18 protein-coding genes are annotated in these 22,783 nt (G+C 72.3%); 11 read left to right on the forward strand and 7 right to left on the reverse strand.

Annotated features, from left to right (window positions below):
- Positions 1-58: 58 nt before the first annotated feature.
- Positions 59-1,144, reverse strand: coding sequence for an LLM class flavin-dependent oxidoreductase (locus ACZ4Z3_RS34890; protein WP_468504805.1), 1,086 nt, complete (start codon positions 1,142-1,144; stop codon positions 59-61).
- A 379-nt stretch (positions 1,145-1,523) separates the two neighbouring features.
- On the opposite strand from ACZ4Z3_RS34890, the gene ACZ4Z3_RS34895 reads away from it, so the two are divergent.
- Positions 1,524-2,351 carry a hypothetical protein gene (locus tag ACZ4Z3_RS34895; protein WP_468504806.1) on the forward strand — a complete coding sequence of 276 codons (828 nt, stop codon included), beginning with the start codon at positions 1,524-1,526 and terminating at the stop codon, positions 2,349-2,351.
- A 68-nt stretch (positions 2,352-2,419) separates the two neighbouring features.
- On the opposite strand, the gene disA is transcribed toward ACZ4Z3_RS34895, so the two are convergent.
- From disA to ACZ4Z3_RS34910, 3 genes are all read right to left on the reverse strand, one after another.
- Positions 2,420-3,544 carry a DNA integrity scanning diadenylate cyclase DisA gene (gene disA / locus ACZ4Z3_RS34900; protein ID WP_468504807.1) on the reverse strand — a complete coding sequence of 375 codons (1,125 nt, stop codon included), beginning with the start codon at positions 3,542-3,544 and terminating at the stop codon, positions 2,420-2,422.
- A gap of 81 nt (positions 3,545-3,625) precedes the next feature.
- Positions 3,626-5,035: a DNA repair protein RadA gene (radA, locus tag ACZ4Z3_RS34905; protein WP_468504808.1), complete on the reverse strand. Its 1,410-nt coding sequence runs from the start codon at positions 5,033-5,035 to the stop codon at positions 3,626-3,628.
- Between the two features lie 180 nt (positions 5,036-5,215).
- Positions 5,216-6,595, reverse strand: a complete 1,380-nt coding sequence (locus ACZ4Z3_RS34910) for an alpha/beta hydrolase (RefSeq protein ID WP_468504809.1) — start codon at positions 6,593-6,595, stop codon at positions 5,216-5,218.
- A gap of 244 nt (positions 6,596-6,839) precedes the next feature.
- On the opposite strand from ACZ4Z3_RS34910, the gene ACZ4Z3_RS34915 reads away from it, so the two are divergent.
- Positions 6,840-8,528, forward strand: coding sequence for a BACON domain-containing protein (locus ACZ4Z3_RS34915; RefSeq protein WP_468504810.1), 1,689 nt, complete (start codon positions 6,840-6,842; stop codon positions 8,526-8,528).
- Between the two features lie 39 nt (positions 8,529-8,567).
- Here the strand turns inward: ACZ4Z3_RS34915 and ACZ4Z3_RS34920 are convergent, their stop codons facing one another.
- On the reverse strand, positions 8,568-9,440 hold the full coding sequence (locus ACZ4Z3_RS34920) for a DUF3109 family protein (RefSeq protein ID WP_468504811.1): 873 nt from the start codon (positions 9,438-9,440) through the stop codon (positions 8,568-8,570).
- A 71-nt stretch (positions 9,441-9,511) separates the two neighbouring features.
- On the opposite strand from ACZ4Z3_RS34920, the gene ACZ4Z3_RS34925 reads away from it, so the two are divergent.
- The 4 genes from ACZ4Z3_RS34925 to ilvD all read left to right on the forward strand — a co-directional run bounded on the left by ACZ4Z3_RS34925 (position 9,512) and on the right by ilvD (position 14,055).
- A complete protein-coding gene (locus ACZ4Z3_RS34925; protein ID WP_468504812.1) occupies positions 9,512-10,444 on the forward strand; it encodes a Ppx/GppA family phosphatase in 933 nt (310 codons plus the stop codon).
- Positions 10,445-10,650: 206 nt separating this feature from the next.
- A complete protein-coding gene (locus ACZ4Z3_RS34930; RefSeq protein ID WP_468504813.1) occupies positions 10,651-11,472 on the forward strand; it encodes a sugar phosphate isomerase/epimerase family protein in 822 nt (273 codons plus the stop codon).
- Positions 11,469-12,086 (forward strand): TetR/AcrR family transcriptional regulator, encoded by a 618-nt coding sequence (locus ACZ4Z3_RS34935; RefSeq protein WP_468504814.1) that lies wholly within the window; start codon positions 11,469-11,471, stop codon positions 12,084-12,086. Before ACZ4Z3_RS34930 ends, ACZ4Z3_RS34935 begins: the two co-directional genes overlap by 4 nt.
- Before the next feature lie 115 nt (positions 12,087-12,201).
- A complete protein-coding gene (gene ilvD, locus ACZ4Z3_RS34940; protein ID WP_468504815.1) occupies positions 12,202-14,055 on the forward strand; it encodes a dihydroxy-acid dehydratase in 1,854 nt (617 codons plus the stop codon).
- A 135-nt stretch (positions 14,056-14,190) separates the two neighbouring features.
- Here the strand turns inward: ilvD and ACZ4Z3_RS34945 are convergent, their stop codons facing one another.
- Positions 14,191-16,392: a serine/threonine-protein kinase gene (locus ACZ4Z3_RS34945; protein ID WP_468504816.1), complete on the reverse strand. Its 2,202-nt coding sequence runs from the start codon at positions 16,390-16,392 to the stop codon at positions 14,191-14,193.
- Positions 16,393-16,575: 183 nt separating this feature from the next.
- Between ACZ4Z3_RS34945 and ACZ4Z3_RS34950 the strand changes: the two genes are divergently transcribed.
- The 5 genes from ACZ4Z3_RS34950 (at position 16,576) to proC (ending at position 21,107) form a co-directional block, all read left to right on the forward strand.
- Positions 16,576-16,914: an SH3 domain-containing protein gene (locus tag ACZ4Z3_RS34950; protein ID WP_468504817.1), complete on the forward strand. Its 339-nt coding sequence runs from the start codon at positions 16,576-16,578 to the stop codon at positions 16,912-16,914.
- Between the two features lie 196 nt (positions 16,915-17,110).
- Positions 17,111-17,671, forward strand: coding sequence for an EamA/RhaT family transporter (locus ACZ4Z3_RS34955; protein ID WP_468504818.1), 561 nt, complete (start codon positions 17,111-17,113; stop codon positions 17,669-17,671).
- Positions 17,672-18,497: 826 nt separating this feature from the next.
- A complete protein-coding gene (locus tag ACZ4Z3_RS34960; RefSeq protein ID WP_468504819.1) occupies positions 18,498-19,367 on the forward strand; it encodes an ABC transporter ATP-binding protein in 870 nt (289 codons plus the stop codon).
- Entirely contained in the window at positions 19,364-20,173 is an 810-nt protein-coding gene (locus ACZ4Z3_RS34965; RefSeq protein WP_468504820.1) for an ABC transporter permease, read from the forward strand. Before ACZ4Z3_RS34960 ends, ACZ4Z3_RS34965 begins: the two co-directional genes overlap by 4 nt.
- Before the next feature lie 121 nt (positions 20,174-20,294).
- On the forward strand, positions 20,295-21,107 hold the full coding sequence (proC, locus tag ACZ4Z3_RS34970) for a pyrroline-5-carboxylate reductase (protein ID WP_055716589.1): 813 nt from the start codon (positions 20,295-20,297) through the stop codon (positions 21,105-21,107).
- Positions 21,108-21,173: 66 nt separating this feature from the next.
- Here proC and trpS read toward each other — a convergent pair whose 3' ends face one another.
- Positions 21,174-22,169 carry a tryptophan--tRNA ligase gene (trpS, locus tag ACZ4Z3_RS34975; protein ID WP_468504821.1) on the reverse strand — a complete coding sequence of 332 codons (996 nt, stop codon included), beginning with the start codon at positions 22,167-22,169 and terminating at the stop codon, positions 21,174-21,176.
- Positions 22,170-22,783: the final 614 nt, after the last annotated feature.

Below are 22,783 nucleotides of genomic sequence, written 5' to 3' on the forward strand. Positions count from 1 at the left end.
GGAACTGCGCGACCAGCCCCCACCCACCCGCACCCGCCGAACAAAGCGCGCCCCCGAGCTATTGGGCGCCCGGCCACCCCAACCGCGGTCCCAGTCTCGTCGCGATGTCCGTCAGGATCTGGACATAGTCCTCGTGTTCGAAGGTGAACGGCAGGGCGAACGCGACCTCGTCGACCTCGCGGAACGCGACCTGCGCGTGCAGCCGCTCGGCGATCTCCTCGGCCGTCCCCACCAGGTCCGGCGCGAACAGCAGCCGCCCCGGCCCCTGCGGCGCCGCCGTCCGGGGCATCCGTGCGGCCGCGTACGCCTCGTACCTGGCCCGCTGCTCCGCACTCGCGGAGTCCGTCGGAATCACCACCAGCCCCTGCGAGACCCGCGCCCGCTCCCCGTCGGGGTGATGGGCGCGGAACTGCCGGATGTGCGAGACCTGGATCGCGGCGAAGTCCACCGAACCGGCCCCGGCCTCCTCGTTCCCCGGCGCCTCCTCGCTCGGCGTCGCTTCCCCCGGCTCCGCCTTCACGACGCTGCTGGTGAGGAAGTTCATCCCGTTCTCCCCGGCCCAGCGGGCCGACCGCAGACTGCCGCCGCCGTACCACATACGGCTTCCGAGGCCGGGGGAGTGCGGCTGGACCCGGTCCGAGAAGACCTCGAACCCCTCGGTGCCGCTGAACTCCGTGGCCGCCTCCCCGCGCACGAAGCCGAGGAGCCGCCGGACCCGCTCGAAGCTGAAGTCCTCGGCGTCGGCGGTGTCGGGGTAGAGCGCCGACCTGACGGTGTCGTAGTGCATCGGCGGCCCCACGCTGACGCCGGGGTTGAGCCGGCCGCCGGACAGGATGTCGACCGTCGCCAGGTCCTCCGCGAGCCGCAGCGGGTTCTCCCAGCCCAACGGGATGACGGCGGTGCCCAGTTCGATACGGCTGGTGCGCTGTGAGGCCGCCGCGAGCACGGCGACGGGGGAGGAGATGCCGTACTGGAGGTGACGGTGACGCAGCCAGGCGCTGTCGAAGCCGAGCCGTTCGCCCAGCTCGATGATCTCCAGGGTCGACTCGTGGCCCCGCCGGGGATCCGCCTCGTCGAACAGCCCGATGGTCAGAAAGCCCAGCTTCCGCAACGGCCGCGAGCCCGGCGGCACCGTGTGGTCCATGCTCGTCCTCCAACTGGTCCGGGGTGGGGACGATTGTCGCAGGCGAGTGTCGCGTGGGGCGGCGGCGCCGGGGGATGGCCGGAGGGGCAAGGGATGTGATCGCGAACGGGGTTGGGGTGGGAAGGTGTCGGCGGTCGGCTTCGGAAGTCATGCACCGGTTCGGTGAACATGTGCGGGGGAAAGAGAAGTTCACCTTTCACCCACCTGACCGTCGTGATCACGGACGGTGTCCGTTTCGCCTTGGTGGTTACTGACCGCGATCGGTAACTTCCCTGCTCAGGGGGTGAGTCGGCCTACCAGGATGATGATCCGGAAAAGTTGCGGTCCAGGGCGGCGGGTGAGGCCGGTTAAGTGCCTGATCTCTCGTACAGTTTGCGCCGTGGGATCTCTGCGCAATCCGGTCGGGCCGCTTCCCTCCACCATCTACTGGCGACGGAGGGCCGTCATGGCGGCCGTCCTCGGCGTGCTCGCCCTCCTGATCGTATGGGTCGTCACCAGCGGTGGCGGCGACGGCAAGAACGGCGCGGGCGACTCCAACGGCAAGAACCCCGCGCCCTCCATCACCCCCGGCCCCTCCGGCTCCGGCCCGGCGATCAGCCAGGCGCCGGGCGGCCGCGACGAGACGGGCGACGAGTCCGGCTCCGGCGGCGACAGCTCCGGCTCGGACGCCGGCTCAGGCTCGGGCTCCGAGTCCGGCGGTGGCGGCGGCGGTTCGAGCGCCGGCGCGGGCGGCTCGTCCGGCGGGGGCACCGGGAGCGGTGGGGGGAGCGCCTCCGGCGAGCAGGTGCCGGCCGGGTCCAGCCTGCCCACCTGCACGTCCTCAGCCGTGAAGTTGAGCATCCGCAGTGTGCGCAACGCCTACGCGCCCGGTACGGACCCCGCGTTCGAGCTCGTCGCCCGCAACTCCTCCGGCAGTGACTGCAAGCTCGACCTCGGGCCGGACCACACGATCGTGACGATCACGGCGACCGGGGCCGACGACGCGTTCTGGTCCTCCGACGACTGCCACGAGACCGCCGGCAGCCTGCTGTTCCGGGTCCCGGCCGGCGACCAGGTCACCTACACCGTCCAGTGGAACCGGGACCCCAGCGCCCCCAACTGCGCCACCCCGTCCGCCGGTTCGGCCAAGCCCGGCACGTACCTCGTCGAGGCGAAGGCCCCCGGCCTGACCAAGGACCGCACGTCCTTCGTCCTGGAGAAGGACTGATCCTCCGGGGCGCGCGCGACCGCGGTCGGTCAGGGGTGCGGGGTGGCTGGTTCGGCTGCCGCCGGAGGCTAGACGTAGCGCTCCAGGATCGAGGACTCCGCCAGGCGTGACAGGCCCTCGCGGACGCTGCGGGCGCGGGCCTCGCCGACGCCGTCCACCGTCTGGAGGTCGTCGACGCTCGCGGCGAGCAGCTTCTGCAGGCTGCCGAAGTGCTCCACCAGGCGGTCGATGATGGCGCCCGGCAGGCGGGGGACCTTCGCCAGGAGGCGGAAGCCGCGCGGGGAGACCGCCGAGTCCATGCCCTCGGGGGAGCCGGTGTACCCCAGGGCCCGCGCCACCGTGGGCAGTTCGAGGAGTTCCGCGTGGGAGAGGGCGTCCAGCTCGGACAGCGCCTCGTCGACCGTACGGGAACGTTTGGCCGTGGGCTCGGGGACGTAGTCCCGGACCACCAGCTCCCGCTCAGGCTCCACACCCGCGATCAGCTCGTCCAGCTGGAGGGCCAGAAGGCGGCCGTCCGTACCCAGTTCGACGACGTACTCGGCGATCTCGGTGGCGATGCGCCGGACCATCTCCAGACGCTGGGCCACCGCCGAGACGTCCCGGACCGTCACCAGATCCTCGATCTCCAGCGCTGACAACGTTCCCGCGACCTCGTCCAGGCGGAGCTTGTACCGCTCCAGCGTCGCGAGGGCCTGGTTGGCGCGGGAGAGGATCGCCGCCGAGTCCTCCAGGACACGGCGCTGCCCGTCGACGTACAGGGCGATCAGGCGCATCGACTGGGAGACGGAGACCACCGGGTACCCGACCTGTTTGCTCACGCGGTCCGCGGTGCGGTGCCGGGTACCGGTCTCCTCCGTCGGGATCGTCGGGTCCGGGACCAGTTGGACACCCGCGCGCAGGATCTTCGACAGGTCCGAGGAGAGGACGATGCCGCCGTCCAGCTTGCACAGCTCACGCAGTCGCGTGGCGGTGAACTCGACATCCAGGACGAACCCGCCCGTACACATCGCCTCGACGGTCTTGTCGGAGCCGAGCACGATGAGTCCGCCGGTGTTGCCGCGGAGGATCCGCTCAAGCCCGTCGCGCAGCGCCGTGCCCGGGGCCACGGCGCTCAGTGAGGCGCGCATCAGGCCATCGGCACCGGAGCTCCCACCGGACTTTCCGGGAGCTGCTGCCCGGTCGTTGGCTGCCACTGCACTCCTCCGGTCGCAGGTTCTGGGGCGCTCCCGTTTCGCACTCGTGGTTCGTACGGACGGGCGAGACCTGGGCAAAGTCTACCGGCGGTCCTCGTCGTCCCGTGGGGCGTCTCGGCGACGGGCTCGGGGCAGTACCCGCAGCGCGTCTCCCATGTCCGCCACTTCCAGGACCTTCATACCGGGAGGAACCTTGCCGGGATCGGACGGAACGAGCGCGTGCGTGAAGCCGAGGCGGTGCGCCTCCGCTAGGCGGCGCTGCACACCGGTGACCCTTCTGACCTCGCCGGCGAGGCCCACTTCGCCGATCGCCACGAGGTTCTTGGGCAGCGGGGTGTCGCTCGCCGCGGACGCCAGGGCGAGCGCGATCGCCAGGTCAGCGGCGGGCTCGGACAGTTTCACGCCGCCCACCGTCGCGGAGTAGATGTCCCTTTTGCCCAGTGCGGCGATCCGGCCGCGCTGCTCCAGGACCGCCAGGACCATCGAGACGCGCGACGTCTCCAGGCCGGAGGTGGTGCGGCGGGGGGAGGGGAGCTGGGAGTCGACTGTGAGCGACTGCACTTCGGCGACGAGCGGGCGGCGGCCCTCCAGGGTGACGGTGAGGCAGGTGCCGGGCACCGGCTCGTCGCGGCGGGTGAGGAAGAGGCCGCTGGGGTCGGCGAGGCCGGTGATGCCCTCGTCGTGCAGCTCGAAGCAGCCGACCTCGTCCGTGGCGCCGTAGCGGTTCTTGACGCCGCGTACGAGGCGGAGGCGGGCATGGCGGTCGCCCTCGAAATGCAGCACGACGTCGACCAGGTGCTCCAGGAGGCGGGGGCCCGCGATCGCGCCGTCCTTGGTGACGTGGCCCACGAGCAGGGTCGCCATGCCGCGTTCCTTCGAGGCGCGGATCAGCGCCCCCGCGACCTCGCGGACCTGGGCCATGCCGCCGGGCGCCCCGTCGATCTCCGGGGAGGCGACCGTCTGCACCGAGTCGAGGATGAGCAGACCGGGCTTGACGGCGTCCAAGTGGCCGAGGACGGCGGCCAGGTCGGTCTCGGCGGCCAGGTACAGATGGTCGTGGAGGGCGTCGATACGGTCGGCGCGGAGGCGGACCTGGCTCGCGGACTCCTCACCGGTGACGTAGAGCGTGGGGTGCTCGGCGCTGGCGGACTTCGCCGCCACGTCGAGGAGGAGGGTGGACTTGCCCACGCCGGGCTCGCCGGCGACGAGGACGACCGCGCCGGGGACGAGGCCGCCGCCGAGGACGCGGTCCAGCTCGGGGACGCCGGTGGGGCGGGCGGTGGCCTGGCGGCCGTCCACCTGGCCGATGGGGAGGGCGGAGGTCGTGACGCGGCCGGGGGCGGTGGTGCGGACGGCGGGGGTGCCGTACTCCTCGACCGTGCCCCAGGCCTGGCACTCGGGGCAGCGGCCCAGCCACTTCGCCGTCTGCCAGCCGCATTCCGTGCAGCGGTAGGAGGGGCGATCCTTCGTGGACTTGGTACGGGCAGCCATGCACGAACCGTAGCGGAGGGCACTGACAACGGGCTGGGGGCGGGGGCGGGGCCGAGGGCAGGGGACTGGGGGTGGGGGCGCGTGGTTCGTTGGGGGGCGGGGCCGTGGGCGGCCCGCCCGCCGTGGGGCCACCGGTCACGGACGGGTCAGTGCTCCGGCCATACCCACCCCGTGGTCGGTCTACAAGCGGCGGCCGATCGTCAGGGGGGCCGGGTGGTGTCGGACGTAGGCCGCTCCGTCCAGGTTGAGGGAGTCGGCGGCTGTCTGGAGGGCGGCCGCGGTGGCCGTTGCGCCCCAGTGGCCCTTGTCCAGGCGGGACTCGACAGCGTGGAGGGCGGCCACCGTCTCCGCGGTGGTGAAGCTGCAGTGGCCCTGGCGTTCCACGTACGCCTGGCGGTGCAGCGCGGCGTCCCCGGAGGCGCGGACCCGTGCGGCGAAGCGGGACTGCTGCTCGGTGGGGACGAGGTCGTCGGCGGTGGTGTGGATGTTGAGGAGGGGTACGGCGAGGCCCTGGCCGGCGGAGGACGTGCGTCGGCCGGCGGCCACGGCGGCCGGGTCGGCGGCGATGTCGGCGTGGGCGGTCAGGTTCCGCAGGTCGGCCCGCAGATCGAGGCCGGCCTTCCGGTAGAGCGCCTTGACCAGGGGCGCGTGCTGGGAGGTCGCCAGCACGCGCGCGTAGTCGATGCCCTGGTTGCCGGAGTTGTTGCCGCCGAGGGCCTTCTCGACGTGGTAGCGGGCCGGCACGACCCGGTTGAGGACGCCCTGGAGCAGCCACGAGGCCTGCTGGGCCTGCTGTTCGTCATGGTCGCCGGCGGCGGGGCGGTTCCTGCCGTAGGCCCAGGTCGGCAGGTTCAGGTAGGCCGCGGCGAGGGCGACACGGGCACGGCCCTCGGGGGTCTTCTGCGCGGCGGCCACGGCGTCGGTCAGCAGGCGGCCGCTGACGGCGCCCTCGGCCTCGGAGGCGAAGCCCACCAGCTTCACCGGGGTGCCGGGCAGCAGCAGGCGGGCGATCGTGTACTCGGCGTCGAGCTGGTAGGCGTGCAGGTCGTTCGCGCCGGCCACGAGCCCGCACAGGCCCAGGGCGCCGTCGATGCCGCCGGCGCCGGAACGGGCGAGGCGGGCGTTGACCAGGCCGCCCATGGACAGGCCGACGGAGAGGGTGCGGGTGGGTTCGCCGATCCTCTCGGTGACCGCCCTGATCGTCGCGACCTGATCGCGCTCCGCGCTCTCCAGGGCCCAGAGGGTCTCGCTGGTGTCGAAGGAGGAGCCGGTGAGGGCGTAGCCCTCTTCGAGGAGGCGCAGGCGAACGGCCTCGCCGGGGGCGTTCTGGGGCGTCGTGACGCCGAAGCCGTGGCTGAAGACGATCAGCGTGCCGTTCCAGTCCTCCGGCACGTCGGCTATCCAGGCGGCGCCGTCGGGAAGGGTGCCGGAGAGGCGCTCGACGGAACCGGCGGCCGCCCGGGGAGCGGCGGTCGAGACCGAGGCGCTGGTCGCGGAGAGGACGACGACGGCGGCCAGGGCGGTGAGGGTGCGGGTGGAGCGGCGACTGCGTACGGCCATGAGAGGTGGGGCTCCTGTCGGCACGAAGGGGGACGGGGCTTATGCACGCTCGTACTCGGGGGTAGCTCGAACCCGAGGGGGAATGTAGGGCTCTTTTCTTGTGACGGTCAACGAAGTGCACAACAACCAGCCAGTCCGCCGAAGCCCCCGTTCCTGTCCCCTTATGAGGGATCGTTTCACCCGTACGGAGTAAAAGTGCTCAAGAGGCGAGAAGGTGCTGCTTCCGGGCGCCTACCGTCCACGAATGATGAGCATCAGTCCGGAGACCTCGACCCGCACCGCCGGCGCCCACCGGGCGCACCGCGAGGCGCGCGATCGGGCTGCGGCGCGCGCGGTGGCGCAGCGCCCGCCCGCGCGCTACGAGCCGTACCTGGACGGCCTGTTCACCTACTGCATGTCGGTGCTGTGCGACCACGACATGGCGATCGCCGCCCTGGGTGACGTCCTCGCCCTCGCCGAGCGCCGCCGCGGCCCGGACGCCGAGGAGAGGCGCCGGTCCTGGCTGTACGCGCTGGCCCGCTGGTCCTGTCTGCGCAAACTCGCCGAGACCCGGCAGACGCGCCCCGGCGCACACGCCCAGGGCCGCCGCGCCCCGCACGGCGCGGAGCCCCAGCACGGCGTACGGGCCGCCGCACCGCACCTGTCCGAGGAGGAGGAGCGCCGTCGCCGTGAACTCGCCCGGCTGGCCTGGCCGGAGGCCGCCGGCACCACCCCCGAGCAGCGCGAGGCGCTCGAACTCGCGGTCCGCCACCAGCTCACCGCCCAGGAGGTCGCCGACGTCCTCGGCCTGGACGCGGCCGCCGCCCGCGAACTGCTCTCCTCCGCCGCCTGCGAGGTGGAGCGCACCCGTGCCGCCCTCGCCGTCGTGGAGACCGGCGCCTGCCCCGGTGTCGCCCTCCTCACCGGCGACCGGCAACTCGTCCTCAGCGCCACCCTGCGCCGCGAACTCGTCCGGCACGTCGACGACTGCCCCGCCTGCCGCCGCGCCGCCGAGCGCGCCGTCCCCGGCCGCTGGCCCGGCACCAGCGTCACCCCTGCCGCGCTGCCCGTCCTCGAAGCCCCGCGCGAGGCCCTGTACGGCGCGATGGGACACCTCACACGCGCGCGTGCCCCGCGTTTCGACCGGCGCGGCTTCCCCATGGACCCCAGGGACCGCGCCGCCCGCCGCGACCGGCTCCGCGCGCGTGCCGTCACCACCACGGTCGTCGCCACCGTCGTCGCCGCCCCAGTCCTCGCCCTCTGGGCCGCCTACCGGGGCGCCCCCCTGATCGGCGAGGGCGTCGACGGCCGGCCGGTCGCCTCCGGCGAGGAACAGGGCGACGGCACCGTCGGCGACGGCACCGGCGCCTACGAGAACGCCGGCAGCGCCCGGGCCGAACCCGGCGCCCGCCGGGGCGGACACGACTCGGACGACGTCTCCGTGGAGGTCACCCGCGGCAAAGGCGGCGGCGCGCTCGCCGTGACCGCCCGCAACGACGGCGAGACCACCCTCATCACCCTGCGCGCCACCGGCGACTCCCCGGTCGCCTGGTCCGCCCGCACCGGCGCCGACTGGCTCTACCTCAGCCACTCCTCGGGAACCCTGAAACCCGGCGCCTCACTGACGATCAAGGTGTACGTGGACCAGCTGAGCGAGCCCGCCGGGCACTGGACCGCGCAGGTCACGCTCGCCCCCGCGGGCACCGTCGTCACCATCGAGGGCTACGGTCCCGTCCCCGCGCCGCCGGACGACCCCCGCCCGACCGCACCCGTGCCGGACCCCGGCCAGCCGAGGCCCACCGAGCCGCCCCCGCAGCCCGACCCGGAGCCCACTCCCACCGGCTCCGCCCAGCCGGACCCGACCCCGACCCCCACCGACCAGGCCTCCACGGGACCTGCCGACCCGCCGCCCCCGCCGGGCGGCGGCGACGGCGATCCCCCACCCGCACCCTGAGGCCGAGCGGGACCGCCGCCGCAAGAGGCCGATGCCGGCCTACGGCACCACCGGGTCCGCCGGATGCGGCGCCACCAGCGGCAGCCCAGTCGCCAGCCGCTCCTCGCACAGCTCCACCAGCCGGTCGTACGCGGCCTTGCCCATCAGCTCGATCAACTCCGGCCGGTACGACACGTACACCGGCTCACCCGCGCCGTGCGCCGACGTCGCCGACGTGCACCACCAGTGCAGGTCATGGCCGCCGGGGCCCCAGCCGCGGCGGTCGTACTCACCGATCGACACCTGCAGCACCCGGGTGTCGTCGGGCCGGTCGATCCAGTCGTAGGTGCGCCGGATCGGCAGCTGCCAGCAGACGTCCGGCTTCGTCTCCAACGGCTCGCGCCCCTCGCGCAGCGCCAGGATGTGCAGCGAGCAGCCCGCCCCGCCGGCGAAACCCGGACGGTTCTGGAAGATGCACGAACCCTTGTACGGCCGGGTCTGCCGCTCCCCGTCCTCGTCCTGGGAGACCCACCCGGTCCGGGTGCCCACATCATGGAACTGCCAGATCTCCGGCGTGAGCCTCGCCACATGTTCGGCGACCCGCTTCTCGTCGTCCTCGTCCGAGAAATGGGCGCCCAGAGTGCAGCAGCCGTCGTCCGCGCGCCCCGCCTGGATGCCCTGGCAGCCGCTGCCGAAGACGCAGTTCCAGCGGGAGGTCAGCCACGTCAGATCGCAGCGGAAGACCTGTTCCTCGTCCGCCGGATCAGGGAACTCCACCCACGCGCGCGCGAAATCGAGCCCCTTCTCGTCGGGCACCGCAACGCCCTTGCGCGGTTTCGGGGGTTTGGTCGCCGCCTTCGCCCGCGAGGACCCGGCGTCCGCCGCGGCCACCACTGCCGACTTGTCGGCCTTTGCCTTTTTCGTCTTTGGCACCCGTCCAGGGTACGGCGCCGAAGCCCGCGCGGAGGACGGCGCACGGCTCGTCTGGCAGTAGCGTTCCGCCCATGAGACTCGGTGTCCTCGACGTGGGATCGAACACGGTGCATCTGCTGGTGGTGGACGCACACCCGGGCGCGCGCCCCCTGCCCGCACACTCGCACAAGGTGGAGCTGCGCCTCGCCCAGCTCCTCGACGAGGACGGCGCCATAGGCCAGGACGGGATCGACAAACTCATAGCCGTCGTCCACGAGGCCCTCCAGGCCGCCGAGGACAAGGGCGTCGAGGAGATGCTCCCCTTCGCCACCTCCGCCGTGCGCGAGGCCAGCAACGCCGACGACGTCCTCGCCCGTGTCAAGGACGAGACCGGGGTCGAACTCCAGGTCCTCACCGGCGCGGAGGAGGCCCGGCTGACCTTCCTCGCCGTCCGCCGCTGGTTCGGCTGGTCCGCGGGCAAGCTCCTCGTCCTCGACATCGGCGGCGGCTCCCTGGAGATCGCCTACGGCATCGACGAGGAGCCCGACGCGGCCGTCTCCCTCCCGCTCGGCGCAGGCCGCCTCACCGCCGGCTGGCTCCCAGGCGACCCGCCCGCCCCGGACGACGTCCGCGCGTTGCGCCGCCACGTCCGCGCCCAGATCGCCCGCACCGTGGGCGAGTTCAGCCGCTTCGGCGCCCCCGACCACGTGGTCGCCACCTCCAAGACCTTCAAGCAGCTCGCCCGCATCGGCGGCGCCGCCCGCTCCACCGAGGGCCTCTACGTCCAGCGCGACCTCAAGCGCCAGGCCCTGGAGTCCTGGGTCCCCAAGCTGGCCGAGATGACCACCGCCCAGCGGGCCGCCCTCCCCGGCGTCTCCGAGGGCCGCGCGAACCAGCTCCTCGCCGGGGCACTGGTGGCCGAGGGCGCCATGGACCTCTTCGAGGTGGAGACCCTGGAGGTGTGCCCCTGGGCCCTGCGCGAGGGCGTCATCCTGCGTCGCCTGGACCACATGGGCATGACGTAGGAGCCACCTCGCACACGGGGACGGCGGGGCTCAGAGAACGCTCGGAGAGCGCTCAGAGGACGCGGGGAACATCGCGGGCGACCGTGAGGGACCCGCGCCCGCCCGCGCCGACCGCCTCCCGCGGCGATGTGGTGAGCGCCACCCGATCCCGGCCGACGGCCCGCCCCTGCCCCCCACGAGGAACCCCACCCTTTAGGCTGTGCTGCGTGGCAGAAGTGGTGCGGATCCCGGACGCGAAGGTCGCCCTGTCCACGGCCTCCGTGTATCCGGAGTCCACGGCGACGGCCTTCGAGATCGCCGCGCGCCTCGGCTACGACGGCGTCGAGGTCATGGTCTGGACCGACCCGGTCAGCCAGGACATGGAGGCGCTGCGCCGCCTCTCCGACTACCACCAGATCCCCATCCTCGCCGTTCACGCCCCTTGTCTGCTGATCACCCAGCGGGTGTGGTCCACCGACCCGTGGGTCAAGCTCCAGCGCGCCCGGGCGGCCGCCGAGAAGCTCGGCGCGAGCACGGTCGTCGTCCACCCCCCGTTCCGCTGGCAGCGCCAGTACGCGCGTGACTTCGTCACCGGGATCTGGCGCATGGCGGGTGAGACGGACGTACGGTTCGCCGTCGAGAACATGTACCCCTGGCGCTACCGCGACCGCGAGATGCTCGCCTACGCCCCCGACTGGGACGTGACCAAGGACGACTACCGGCACTACACGATCGACCTCAGCCACGCGGCGACCTCCCGCGTCGACACGCTGGCGATGGTCGACCGCATGGGCGACCGCCTCGGCCACGTCCACATGGCCGACGGGCGGGGCTCGGCCAAGGACGAGCACCTCGTACCGGGCCGCGGCACCCAGCCCTGCGCCGAGCTGCTGGAGGGCCTCGCCCGCTCCGGTTTCGACGGCCACGTCGTGATCGAGGTCAACACCCGCCGGGCCATGTCCAGCGCCGAACGCGAGGCCGACCTCGCCGAGGCCCTCGCCTTCACCCGGCTGCACCTCGCCTCCTCCGCGAAGGTCCCGCGACCGTGACGTCGGCCACCCCCCGCCGCCGGGGACGGCCCCCTCGTACGGAAGCCACCGACGCCCCCGCCGCCCGCGACCGCATCCTCGCCGCGGCCCGCGAGGAGTTCTCCGAGCGGGGCTACGACAAGACGTCGGTCCGGGGGATCGCGAAGGCCGCCGGGGTGGACTCGGCGCTGGTGCACCACTACTTCGGGACGAAGGAGCAGGTGTTCGAGGCCGCCATCACGCTCTCCTTCGCCCCGGCGGTGGAGGCGCCCAGAGCCGTCGAGGACGGCCCGCTCGACACCGTCGGCGAACGGCTCACCCGCTTCTTCTTCGGCGTCTGGGAGAACCCCGCGACCCGTACGCCGCTGCTCGCCATCGTGCGGTCGGCCGTGAACAACGACACCGCCGCCGCCGTGTTCCGGCGGATCGTCGCCACCCAGGTGCTCCGGCGTATCGCCGGCCGGCTGGACGTCGCGGACGCGGAACTGCGGGCCGAGCTGGCGGCGGCGCAGCTCGTGGGGATCGCGATGATCCGGTACGTGATCAAGGTCGAGCCCCTGGCGTCGGCGGATCCCGAGCAGATCATCAGACGAGTGGCCCCCGTGGTGCAGGCCCATCTGACGGCACCCCACTGAGGACGCCGAAGACCGAGACGCTCGTCCCGTCATCCGGACGACGTGTCCGCCCACTGGATAACCGGCGTACGCTCGACTTCAGTCATAACTCTTCGAAGGAGCGAGGCGAGCGACGATGCCCGAGCTGAGGTCCCGCACAGTCACCCACGGCCGCAACATGGCGGGCGCCCGCGCCCTTATGCGCGCCTCCGGTGTACCGGGCGCGGACATCGGCCGCAAGCCGATCATCGCGGTCGCCAACTCCTTCACCGAGTTCGTGCCCGGCCACACCCACCTCCAGCCGGTGGGCCGGATCGTCAGCGAGGCGATCCGAGAGGCCGGCGGCATCGCCCGCGAGTTCAACACGATCGCCGTCGACGACGGCATCGCCATGGGCCACGGCGGCATGCTGTACTCCCTGCCCTCCCGCGACCTGATCGCGGACAGCGTGGAGTACATGGTCGAGGCCCACTGCGCCGATGCCCTGATCTGCATCTCCAACTGCGACAAGATCACCCCGGGCATGCTGAACGCCGCCCTGCGGCTCAACATCCCGACGGTCTTCGTCTCCGGCGGCCCCATGGAGTCCGGCCGGGCCACCCTCGTCGACGGGACGGTCCGCACGCTCGACCTGGTCGACGCGATCTCCGACGCCGTGAACGACAAGATCTCGGACGAGGACATCCTCCGTATCGAGGAGAACGCCTGTCCGACCTGTGGCTCCTGTTCCGGCATGTTCACCGCCAACTCGATGAACTGCCTGACCGAGGCCATCGGCCTGTCCCTCCCGGGCAACGGCTCGGTCCTGGCCACCCACACGGCCCGCAAGCAGCTCTACGTCGACGCCGCCAACACGGTCATGGACATCACCCGCCGCTACTACGAGCAGGACGACGAGACGGTCCTCCCGCGCTCCATCGCCTCGTTCGCGGCCTTCGAGAACGCCATGGCCCTCGACATCGCCATGGGCGGCTCCACCAACACGATCCTGCACCTGCTGGCCGCCGCCCAGGAGGCGGGCGTCCCCTTCGGCCTGAACGAGATCGACGCCGTCTCGCGCCGTGTGCCCTGCCTGGCGAAGGTCGCGCCCAACGTCGCGAAGAACCGCACCTACTACATGGAGGACGTGCACCGCGCCGGCGGCATCCCCGCCCTGCTGGGCGAGCTGCACCGCGCGGGTCTGCTCAACGAGGACGTGAACTCCGTCCACAGCGCCTCCCTCGCCGACTGGCTGAAGACATGGGACGTGCGCGGCGGCTCCCCGTCGCCCGAGGCGGTCGAGCTGTGGCACGCGGCCCCCGGCTGCGTCCGCTCCGCCGAGGCGTTCTCCCAGTCGGAGCGCTGGGCCTCCCTGGACGAGGACGCCGAGAACGGCTGCATCCGCTCCGCCGAGCACGCCTACTCCAAGGACGGCGGCCTCGCCGTGCTGAAGGGCAACCTCGCGGTCGACGGCTGCGTGGTGAAGACGGCCGGCGTCGACGAGTCGATCTGGACGTTCGAGGGCCCGGCGGTCGTCTGCGAGTCGCAGGAGGAGGCCGTCCAGAAGATCCTGCTGAAGGAGATCAAGGAGGGCGACGTCGTCGTCATCCGCTACGAGGGCCCCAAGGGCGGCCCCGGCATGCAGGAGATGCTCTACCCGACCTCGTACCTGAAGGGCCGCGGCCTCGGGAAGTCCTGCGCCCTGATCACCGACGGCCGCTTCTCCGGGGGTACGTCGGGCCTGTCGATCGGCCACGCCTCGCCCGAGGCGGCCGGCGGCGGCACGATCGCCCTCGTCGAGGACGGCGACCGCATCCGCATCGACATCCCCAACCGCACGATCGAGCTCCTCGTCGACGACGCCGAACTGGCCCGCCGCGAGCAGGCCCTGAACGGCGTCTACGCCCCCAAGAACCGCGACCGGAAGGTCTCCGCCGCGCTGAAGGCGTACGCCGCGATGGCCACCAGCGCCGACAAGGGCGCCGTGCGCGACGTCTCCAAGCTGGGCTGACCGACGCACGGACCTGACGCACGGAGCGTACGGACCTGACGTACGGAGGGCCGCTACCGGGAGGAGACCCCCGGCAGCGGCCCTCCGCGCGTTCGATCCCAGGTCCAGCCGCCGCCGGTCATCTCCGCCGGGCGGTCACCAGCCCGCCGGAGCCCCCGCGTCCACCCCGAACACCGTGCCGTCGGGGGCGCCCGCGAGGACGCGTCCCTCGACGACGACCGGCGTGGTCAGCGCGGCCACGACCCGGTCGGTGTCGCCGAGCCGCGGGGGAGTCTCCCCGGTGAGCCGGCCCTTGCGGGCGTCGAGCGCGAGCAGCCGCCCGTCGGCGGTGGTGAAGTACACGTACCGCTCGTCGGCCACGGGTGCCGAGCCCTGCGCCACCCCTGTCTCGGCCCGCCACAGCTGCCTGCCCGCCTTCATGTCGACGGCCACGAGCGAACCGCCGATGCCCAGCAGATAGACGCGGTCACCGCGGACGACGGCGAGCGCCTGCTCCAGCCGCACGGGCAACGTGAACCGGTCCGTCGTCCCGGCTTCGGCGTCGTAGCGGACGACACCCACCGTGTCGCCGTACACCCCGCCGCTGGCCACCAGGAAGAGGGCGTCACCACTGGCCCCCACCGGCTTCAGAGCACCGTCCAGCCGCGCGTCCCATTCGACGCCCCCGGTCTCGGGATCCACCGCGGTGACCCGCGTCCGCGCCCCCGCCCCCTCACCGGTGACGCTCGCCACATAGGCCGGCCCGTCCCCGCCGAACGAGGTGAAGTACGCCTCCCGCTGCCCAGGCACGGCACGGCTCCACAGCGTGTCGCCGGTCGCGCCGTCCAGGCCGGTGACCGTGCCGTCGGCCGAGGTCAGCAGGAGCACACCGCCCACGAACCGCCGACTGCCGTACGCGGTGAGGTCCCGTTCCCAGCGGACGTCGCCGGTCGCCGGGTCGAGGGCCTGCGACCGGCCGCCGGCGTCCGTCGAGACGTGCACCAGACCGCCCGACACGACGGGCGGCTCACTGGTGTCCCCGCTGACGGGGTGCCGCCACAGCACCCGGCCGTCGGCCGGATCCAGCGCCGACACCAGCCCCGGCTGCGCGCACACCAGCTTCCCCGCCCCGTACGAGCACTGCGGCGCCCCGGCCTTCTTCGGCGCCGGTTTCGTCGCCCAGGGTTCGGGCGCGGGGGCGGCGGCCACGGTCGCGCGCGGCGTGGCCGCACCGCCGCCGGCCGCGTCCCCGCCGTCGCCGAGCAGCCGCACCGAGCCGAGGACCCCGCCCACGACCAGCACCAGCGCGGTGGCGACGACGAGCACCCGCCGACGCGGCCGACCCCGCTCACCCCGCCCTTCGGCGGCGTCCGCCGGACCGCCGTCGACCCGCCCGCCGTCCCCCACGCCCGCAGCCGTACCGTCCGGGCCCGTAGACCCCTTTTCGGCCAGGGAGTCCCGCGCGCGCTCCCCGTCCGCCCCCGACCCCTGCTCGCGCTGGGCCGGTATGAACGCCTGGGTGTCGTACGAGGCCGCCACGGACCGCAGCCGGTGCATCAGCTCGTCCGCCGTGGGCCGGTCCTCGGGCTCCTTGGCGAGGCAGTCCCGCACCAGCGGGGCGAGGTTGTCCGGTACGCCGGTGAGGTCCGGCTCGTCGTGGACCACCTGGTAGGCGACGACGTATGGGCTGTCGGAGTCGAAGGGCCCGCGCCCGGTCGCCGCGTGGACGGTCACCGAGCCGAGGGCGAAGATGTCGGCGGCGGGCCCGACCTCTCTCGGCCGCCGGAACTGCTCCGGCGCCATGAAGGGCGGCGTGCCTATCAACTTGCCCGTCTCGGTGCGCAGTTCGCTGTCCTTGGGCCGCGAGATCCCGAAGTCGATGACTTTGGGCCCGTCCTCGGCGAGCAGCACATTGCTGGGCTTGAGGTCCCGGTGCACCACGCCCGCCCGGTGGATGTCGCGCAGCGCCTCGGCGAGCCCCGCCATCAGACGCCGCAACTGCCCCGGTGGCATCGGCCCGTTCCGCTTGACGTACTCGGCGAGAGTCGGGCCGGGAATGAAGAGGGTGGCCATCCAGGGCCGGGCGCTGTCGGTGTCGGCGTCGACCACCGGCGCCGTGAACGCGCCGCTCACCTGACGCGCGGCGGCGACCTCCTGCCGGAACCGCCCCCTGAACTCGGGGTCCTTGGCGAACTCGGCGTGCACCACCTTCACCGCGAGCCGCAGCCCGGACGTCGAGGTGGCCAGATGCACGACTCCCATGCCACCGGAGCCGAGACATGACTCCAGGCGGTACTGACCGGCGTACTCGGGAAGTTCCGCTTCCGCTCCCGAACCGGTGTCCCGCTGTGGCGCCATGGGCCCACCCCCGTGCTGTTCCGGCCGCTCGCGCGACGCACGGAGCCTAGTCGATGACACGTACGAGACAGAGGCGGCTTGCTAGCCTCCGCGTACGAAGAAGGCACAGGTGTGCGTGTCTTGATTCAGGGGTATCAAAGGGTCCCCATGGCTGTCATGGGGTGAAACGGGGGGAGATTTCGCATGTCCATCGACCGCGTCGAAGAGATCACGGGCGACAACGAGGGGGAGCCGACGGCCACGGACGCGACCGCCGCGTCGGTGACGGCAGCCGTCCGCTACTACTCGGTCGCCCCCGGCGTCCGCCTCAACGTCCGGAGCGGCCCGAGCACCAGCTACAGCATCGTCCGCGTCCTCCCCGAGGGCGCCAAGGTTCCGATCTTCTGCCAGACCCCGGGCCAGACCATCTCCGGCCCCTACGGCACCACCAACATCTGGGACAACATCGGCGACGGCGACTACATCTCCGACGCCTACGTCTACACCGGCGCCGACGGCTACGTGGCCGGACGCTGCGGCTGACCCACCAGGGGCAACCGGTACGAGTCGAGAGGGACGCCCTCGCCCGCGGCTGGGCGGGGGCGACCTGCGGGGGTGGGGGCGCCCCGGGTGAGGCGGGGGCGCCCCGCGTGGGGTGGGGCGGGGGTTCCGCAGCGGCCGGGGGTCGCCGCCGGCCCGGCCCGTCACCCCCGCGCGCGCCGGCGCCATAATCGACCCCGTGAGCGACAAGCAGACCGGAACCGGGGCGAAGCCGCAGCCCGCCAAGGCACCCGCGGCCTCCACGACCCCGGCGGCCACCAAGGCCCCCACGACGCCCAAGGGTCCCCTCCCCGAACCCATCCGCTTCTTCGGGACGACCTGGCTGAACCACGACGGCAACTACACCGCCCGCCGCGTGACCGTCTCCATCGGCTCCCTCGCCGCCGTGGCGGCCTCCTGCCTCGTACTGCGCCTCGCCTACGAGGGACTGCAACTGGCGGCGGTGGGCGGCTTCGTCTCGATCACGGTCGTCGTCATGTTCGCCGTGTGCGGCGCCATAGCCTTCGGCCACACCTGGGGTTCGTTCACCCGGCGCCCGGACCCGGACCGCCAGTCCACCCTGCGCGGCCTCCTCACCATCGGCTTCATAGGCTCCCTCGCCGCCTACTTCCTGCGCTCCCTCACGGAGGCCCCCGGCGAGTCCCTCCACCGCCGGACCTACGAAACCGCCCTGGCCCAGTACACCCGCCGCACCACCAAGCGAACCGGCAACCCGGCAAAGCGCCGCCCCCGAGGCTGAGCCACGGCAAGCCCTCGGTGGCGGGTGCCGGGGATGAGTCCGCTCAGCCGCACGCCCCGAACGGTCTTGGGCGTACTGGTCCCCGGCGTTCTCGACCCCGGGGCGGCGACACGCATCCTTCCGTGGTCCGGGCCCGGGAGGCCGGCACCCTGCGCGACCTGGCCATCCCAGGTACGGCCAGAGGCGACGGGGAGGCCCTGAACCATCCTCTGGTGGAGCAGGGGCCCCGCACGCTGACGCCGTACCCGGTGTCCCAGTCGGACGGCCGCATGAGCCGATCACCCCAGGACGCCGCAAGCCCACAGGTCGCCGATCACACGATCGAGCTAACTGCTCCACGCCCACGGGGCCCACGTCCTCGCGGTCGAACCCGGCCCCGGCATGGCCGTGGAGTTCCGCCGCACTCACCCCCGCATCCCGCTCGTCCGGGCCGACGGCAACGCCCTCCCCTCTCCCTCGCCTCCGTCGACTTCCTCACCTACGCCCAGTCCTGGCCCTGGACCGATCCCACCCACCCCTGACCTACGGCCACCCGCGCACGGCCCGCCCCACCGCGACCTTCCGCGCCGGGACTCTTCCGCACCGCGGCGTTCTGCGCCGGGGCCGCCCGCATGCCGCCCTTCCATGGCGACCCCCGGCGCCCACCACCCCTCACCTGGGCCCACCCCGCCCCTCGACGCGCAACCACGCCGCCTTGCGTCCCCCTCCCGTCCCCGCCGTCCAGCCCATCGCCGGGACCTCCGCCCTCCCCTGTTCACGCCTCGCGCGCCCACCCCACCCTCCGCGCGCCTTGACGACCGAACTCACCCCGAGCATTATTCATCGCATGATGAATTACTCGCCCGGGACGTCGGCATCCCCTCCTCCCGACCCCGCCACAATCACCACGAGCACCCCGGCCCCTGCTCCGGCCACACCGTCCGCTCCCGCCATCCACGCCGAGAACCTCACCGTCACCCGAGGCCCCCGCACCGTGCTGCGCGGCCTCGACTTCGAGGTCCCGCCCGGTCAGATCACCGGCCTCCTCGGGCCATCCGGCTGCGGCAAGTCGACGTTGATGCGCTCGATCGTCGGCACCCAGGACAAGGTCACCGGCACCCTCCAGGTTCTCGGCCACCCCGCGGGCGCCCCCACCCTCCGCTCCCGCGTCGGCTACGTCACCCAGGCACCGTCCGTCTACGACGACCTGAGCGTCCGTCAGAACCTCGACTACTTCGCCGCGATCCTCGACCCCGGCCGCGCCGCCGCCGACCGTCGCCACGAGAACGTCGCCCGGGCCATCGCCGACGTGGACCTCACCAGCCACGCCGACGCCCTCGCCGGCAACCTCTCCGGCGGCCAGCGCAACCGTGTCTCCCTGGCCGTAGCCCTCCTCGGCACCCCCGAGCTCCTGGTCCTCGACGAACCCACGGTCGGCCTGGACCCGGTCCTCCGCCGCGACCTCTGGGACCTCTTCCACGCCCTCGCCACCGAGCGCCGGGCCACCCTCCTGATCTCGTCGCACGTCATGGACGAGGCCGAGCGCTGCCACCGCCTCCTCCTGATGCGCGGGGGCGAGATCCTCGCCGACGACACCCCCGAAGCCCTCCGCACCCGCACCCACGCCGACACCGTCGAAGCGGCCTTCCTGCACCTGGTCGACGAGGCCGCCGCGACAGCCTCCCCGCAGAAGGACCAGAAGGAGAGGACCCGATGACCACCACGGCCCCCACCCCGAAGACCCACCGCCCCACCGAGGCCGCACCTCCACCCCGGCCGAGGGCACTCAGCTACTCCCGTACGACGGCCACGGCCGCCCGCGTCCTCCGCCAGCTGGGCCACGACCCCCGCACGATCGCCCTGCTGCTGCTCATCCCGTGCGTGATGCTGTTCCTGCTGCGCTATGTCTTCGACGGCAGCCCGCGCGTCTTCGACTCCATCGGCGCCTCACTCCTCGGCGTCTTCCCGCTGATCACCATGTTCCTGGTGACCTCCATCGCCACCCTCCGCGAACGCACCTCCGGCACCCTCGAACGCCTCCTCGCCATGCCCCTCGGCAAGGGCGACCTCATCGCCGGCTACGCACTCGCCTTCGGCACCCTGGCGATCATCCAGTCCGCCCTCGCCACCGGCCTCGCCGTCTGGTTCCTCGACCTGGACGTCACCGGTTCACCCTGGCTGCTCCTCCTCGTCGCCCTCCTCGACGCCCTCCTCGGCACCGCCCTCGGCCTCTTCGTCTCGGCCTTCGCCTCCTCCGAGTTCCAGGCCGTCCAGTTCATGCCGGCCGTGATCTTCCCCCAGCTCCTTCTCTGCGGCCTGTTCACCGCCCGCGCCGACATGCACCCCGCCCTCGAAGCGATCTCCGACGTCCTCCCCATGTCCTACGCCGTCGACGGCATGAACGAAGTCCTCCTCCACACCGACGTGACAGCCACCTTCCTCCGGGACGTCGCGATCGTCGCCGGCTGCGCCCTCCTGGTCCTGACCCTGGGAGCGGCGACCCTGAAGCGCCGCACGAGGTAACCCCCGCGGTGCCCCCGTGCCCCCGGGCGCCGCATCCCGCCCACCGGACACGTCACCCGGACCCGCACCCCCGATGGGAGGATGGCCCCAGGACGACGCACCCCCGGAGGGCACCCGCACCATGACCCAGAAAGTCGCAGTCCTCGGCACCGGAAAGATCGGCGAGGCCCTGCTCAGCGGCATGATCCGAGCCGGCTGGGCCCCCGCCGACCTCCTGGTCACCGCCCGCCGCGCCGAGCGCGCCGAGGAACTCCGCACCCGTTACGGCGTCACCCCGGTCACCAACGCGGAGGCCGCGAAGACGGCCGACACCCTGATCCTGACGGTCAAGCCCCAGGACATGGCCGCCCTCCTCGACGAACTCGCCCCGCACACCCCCGCCGACCGCCTGGTCATCAGCGGCGCGGCAGGCATCCCCACCTCCTTCTTCGAGGAGCGCCTGGCAGCGGGCACCCCCGTCGTCCGTGTCATGACGAACACGCCCGCCCTCGTCGACGAGGCCATGTCCGTCATCTCCGCAGGCAGCCACGCGAGCGAGGCCGACCTCGCGCACGCCGACGAGATCTTCGGTGCCGTCGGCAAGACCCTCCGCGTCCCCGAGTCCCAGCAGGACGCCTGCACCGCCCTCTCCGGCTCGGGCCCGGCGTACTTCTTCTACTTGGTCGAGGCCATGACCGACGCGGGCATCCTGCTCGGCCTGCCCCGCGACAAGGCACACGACCTCATCGTCCAGTCCGCCATCGGCGCGGCCACGATGCTCCGCGACAGCGGCGAACACCCCGTCAAACTCCGCGAGAACGTCACCTCCCCGGCAGGCACCACCATCAGCGCCATCCGTGAACTCGAGAACCACGGCGTACGAGCCGCGTTGATCGCCGCGCTGGAAGCCGCCCGTGACCGCAGCCGCGAACTGGCCTCCGGCAACAACAGCTGACCGCGCCGGCCGCCCGAGCCGCAGCGCCGGGGGCGGGACCCCGCCGTCACACCCCCGGCACAGCGGTCAACCGGCCAGCAACCCGATCGCCCGGTACGCCGCGTCCACTCTCGGCCGTGCCATCCCTCTGGCCTTCTCCGCACCCAACCGCAACACCCCTTCCACGTACGCAGGATCGGCGCACAACGCCTTGTGCCTCTGCTGTACGGGCCTGAGGAGCTCGACCACGGCCTCTGCGGTGTCCTTCTTCAAAGCTCCGTACGACTCATATACACCGCTCAGGTCCTCGGGGTTCCCACCTTCACAGGCGGCGAGGATCTCCAGCAGATTGGCGAGCCCCGGCCGCGCCGCCCGGTCGTAGACGACCTCGCGCCCGCTGTCCGTCACCGCCCGCATGATCTTCTTGCGCACCACATCCGGCTCGTCCAGCAGATAGACGATGCCCGGCCCCACGTCGTCCGTCTTCCCCATCTTCGACGTCGGCTCCTGCAGATTCATGACCCTGGCCCCGACCTTGGGATGCGTCGCCCGCGGCACCACGAAAGCCTGCCCGTACCGCTGGTTGAACCGCACCGCCAGATCCCGCGCCAGCTCCACGTGCTGCGTCTGGTCGTCGCCGACGGGCACCTCGTCCGTCCCGTACGCCAGGATGTCCGCGGCCATCAGCACCGGATACGTCAGCAGCGACAGCCGGACACTCCCACCCCGGTCCCGCTCCCGCGCGGCCTTCTCCTTGTACTGGATCATCCGCCGCGTCTCACCGTCGGTGGCCACGCACTCCAGCACGTACGACAGCCGCGCGTGCTCGTCGACCTGACTCTGTACGAAGACGGTGCACAGCTCCGGATCCAGCCCGGATGCCAGCAGCAGGGTCGCCGCCTGTCGACTGAGCCTGCGTACCCGTGCCGGGTCGTGGTCCACGGTCAGCGCGTGCATGTCGACCACACAGAACAAGGCGTCCGTCCGGTGCTGATCGACCTCTGCCCACTGCCGAACGGCCCCGAGGTAGTTCCCGAGCGTCAGATGCCCGGTCGGCTTGATCCCGCTGAAGACCCGCGCCATCTCTCATCCTCCTGGTCAGGGCCACCGCCACCGGCCGGCCGCCCCTGGAGGGAGATACGAGAACGGCCGCCGGGGGCGGCGGCCGTCGAGTGCGTACGTGAGCGCGGCCGCCGTCAGGCGGCCCACCACTGCTGGTGACACGTACGCGTAGTCATGCGGCCCAGGCTACGCGGCGGGGGACCGGTCCGGCAGCGAGTTGACACACCCCGGGCCCGTCCGTAGTGTTCTCCGGGTTGTCCGACGTGAGCGCCGACCCCGGTCGGTCCCCGGACAGCGATTCCGCAGGTAAACACCAACAATCGACGATCCCTCGTCGTGCCATTGGCGTGCGTATTTGCAGAATGAGGAATCCGCGTTCGAAAGGGCGCAGCCCCCGATTAGCTCGGGAGCCAGGAATCCGCTAAAGTCTCACTCGTCGGAACGGCCCAACAGCCGCGAAGACAACTCCCGCTGACTGGGAATCAGGCCCGAAAGGATCTGATAGAGTCGGAACCGCCGGAAAGGGAAACGCGAAAGCGAGAACCTGGAAAGCACCGAGGAAATCGGATCGGAAAACGATCTGATAGAGTCGGAAACGCAAGACCGAAGGGAAGCGCCCGGAGGAAAGCCCGAGA

This window comes from Streptomyces sp. NPDC030296 (genome assembly GCF_055572815.1).

What these genes read in the sequence shown, in the direction of transcription:
- ACZ4Z3_RS34890 (WP_468504805.1), bottom strand. Translation starts at nt 1,144, where the DNA reads ATGGACCACACGGTGCCGCCGGGCTCGCGGCCGTTGCGGAAGCTGGGC.
- radA (WP_468504808.1), bottom strand. Translation starts at nt 5,035, where the DNA reads ATGGCTGCCCGTACCAAGTCCACGAAGGATCGCCCCTCCTACCGCTGC.
- ACZ4Z3_RS34910 (WP_468504809.1), bottom strand. Translation starts at nt 6,595, where the DNA reads ATGGCCGTACGCAGTCGCCGCTCCACCCGCACCCTCACCGCCCTGGCC.
- ACZ4Z3_RS34915 (WP_468504810.1), top strand. Translation starts at nt 6,840, where the DNA reads ATGATGAGCATCAGTCCGGAGACCTCGACCCGCACCGCCGGCGCCCAC.
- ACZ4Z3_RS34925 (WP_468504812.1), top strand. Translation starts at nt 9,512, where the DNA reads ATGAGACTCGGTGTCCTCGACGTGGGATCGAACACGGTGCATCTGCTG.
- ilvD (WP_468504815.1), top strand. Translation starts at nt 12,202, where the DNA reads ATGCCCGAGCTGAGGTCCCGCACAGTCACCCACGGCCGCAACATGGCG.
- ACZ4Z3_RS34945 (WP_468504816.1), bottom strand. Translation starts at nt 16,392, where the DNA reads ATGGCGCCACAGCGGGACACCGGTTCGGGAGCGGAAGCGGAACTTCCC.
- ACZ4Z3_RS34950 (WP_468504817.1), top strand. Translation starts at nt 16,576, where the DNA reads ATGTCCATCGACCGCGTCGAAGAGATCACGGGCGACAACGAGGGGGAG.
- ACZ4Z3_RS34960 (WP_468504819.1), top strand. Translation starts at nt 18,498, where the DNA reads ATGATGAATTACTCGCCCGGGACGTCGGCATCCCCTCCTCCCGACCCC.
- ACZ4Z3_RS34965 (WP_468504820.1), top strand. Translation starts at nt 19,364, where the DNA reads ATGACCACCACGGCCCCCACCCCGAAGACCCACCGCCCCACCGAGGCC.
- proC (WP_055716589.1), top strand. Translation starts at nt 20,295, where the DNA reads ATGACCCAGAAAGTCGCAGTCCTCGGCACCGGAAAGATCGGCGAGGCC.
- trpS (WP_468504821.1), bottom strand. Translation starts at nt 22,169, where the DNA reads ATGGCGCGGGTCTTCAGCGGGATCAAGCCGACCGGGCATCTGACGCTC.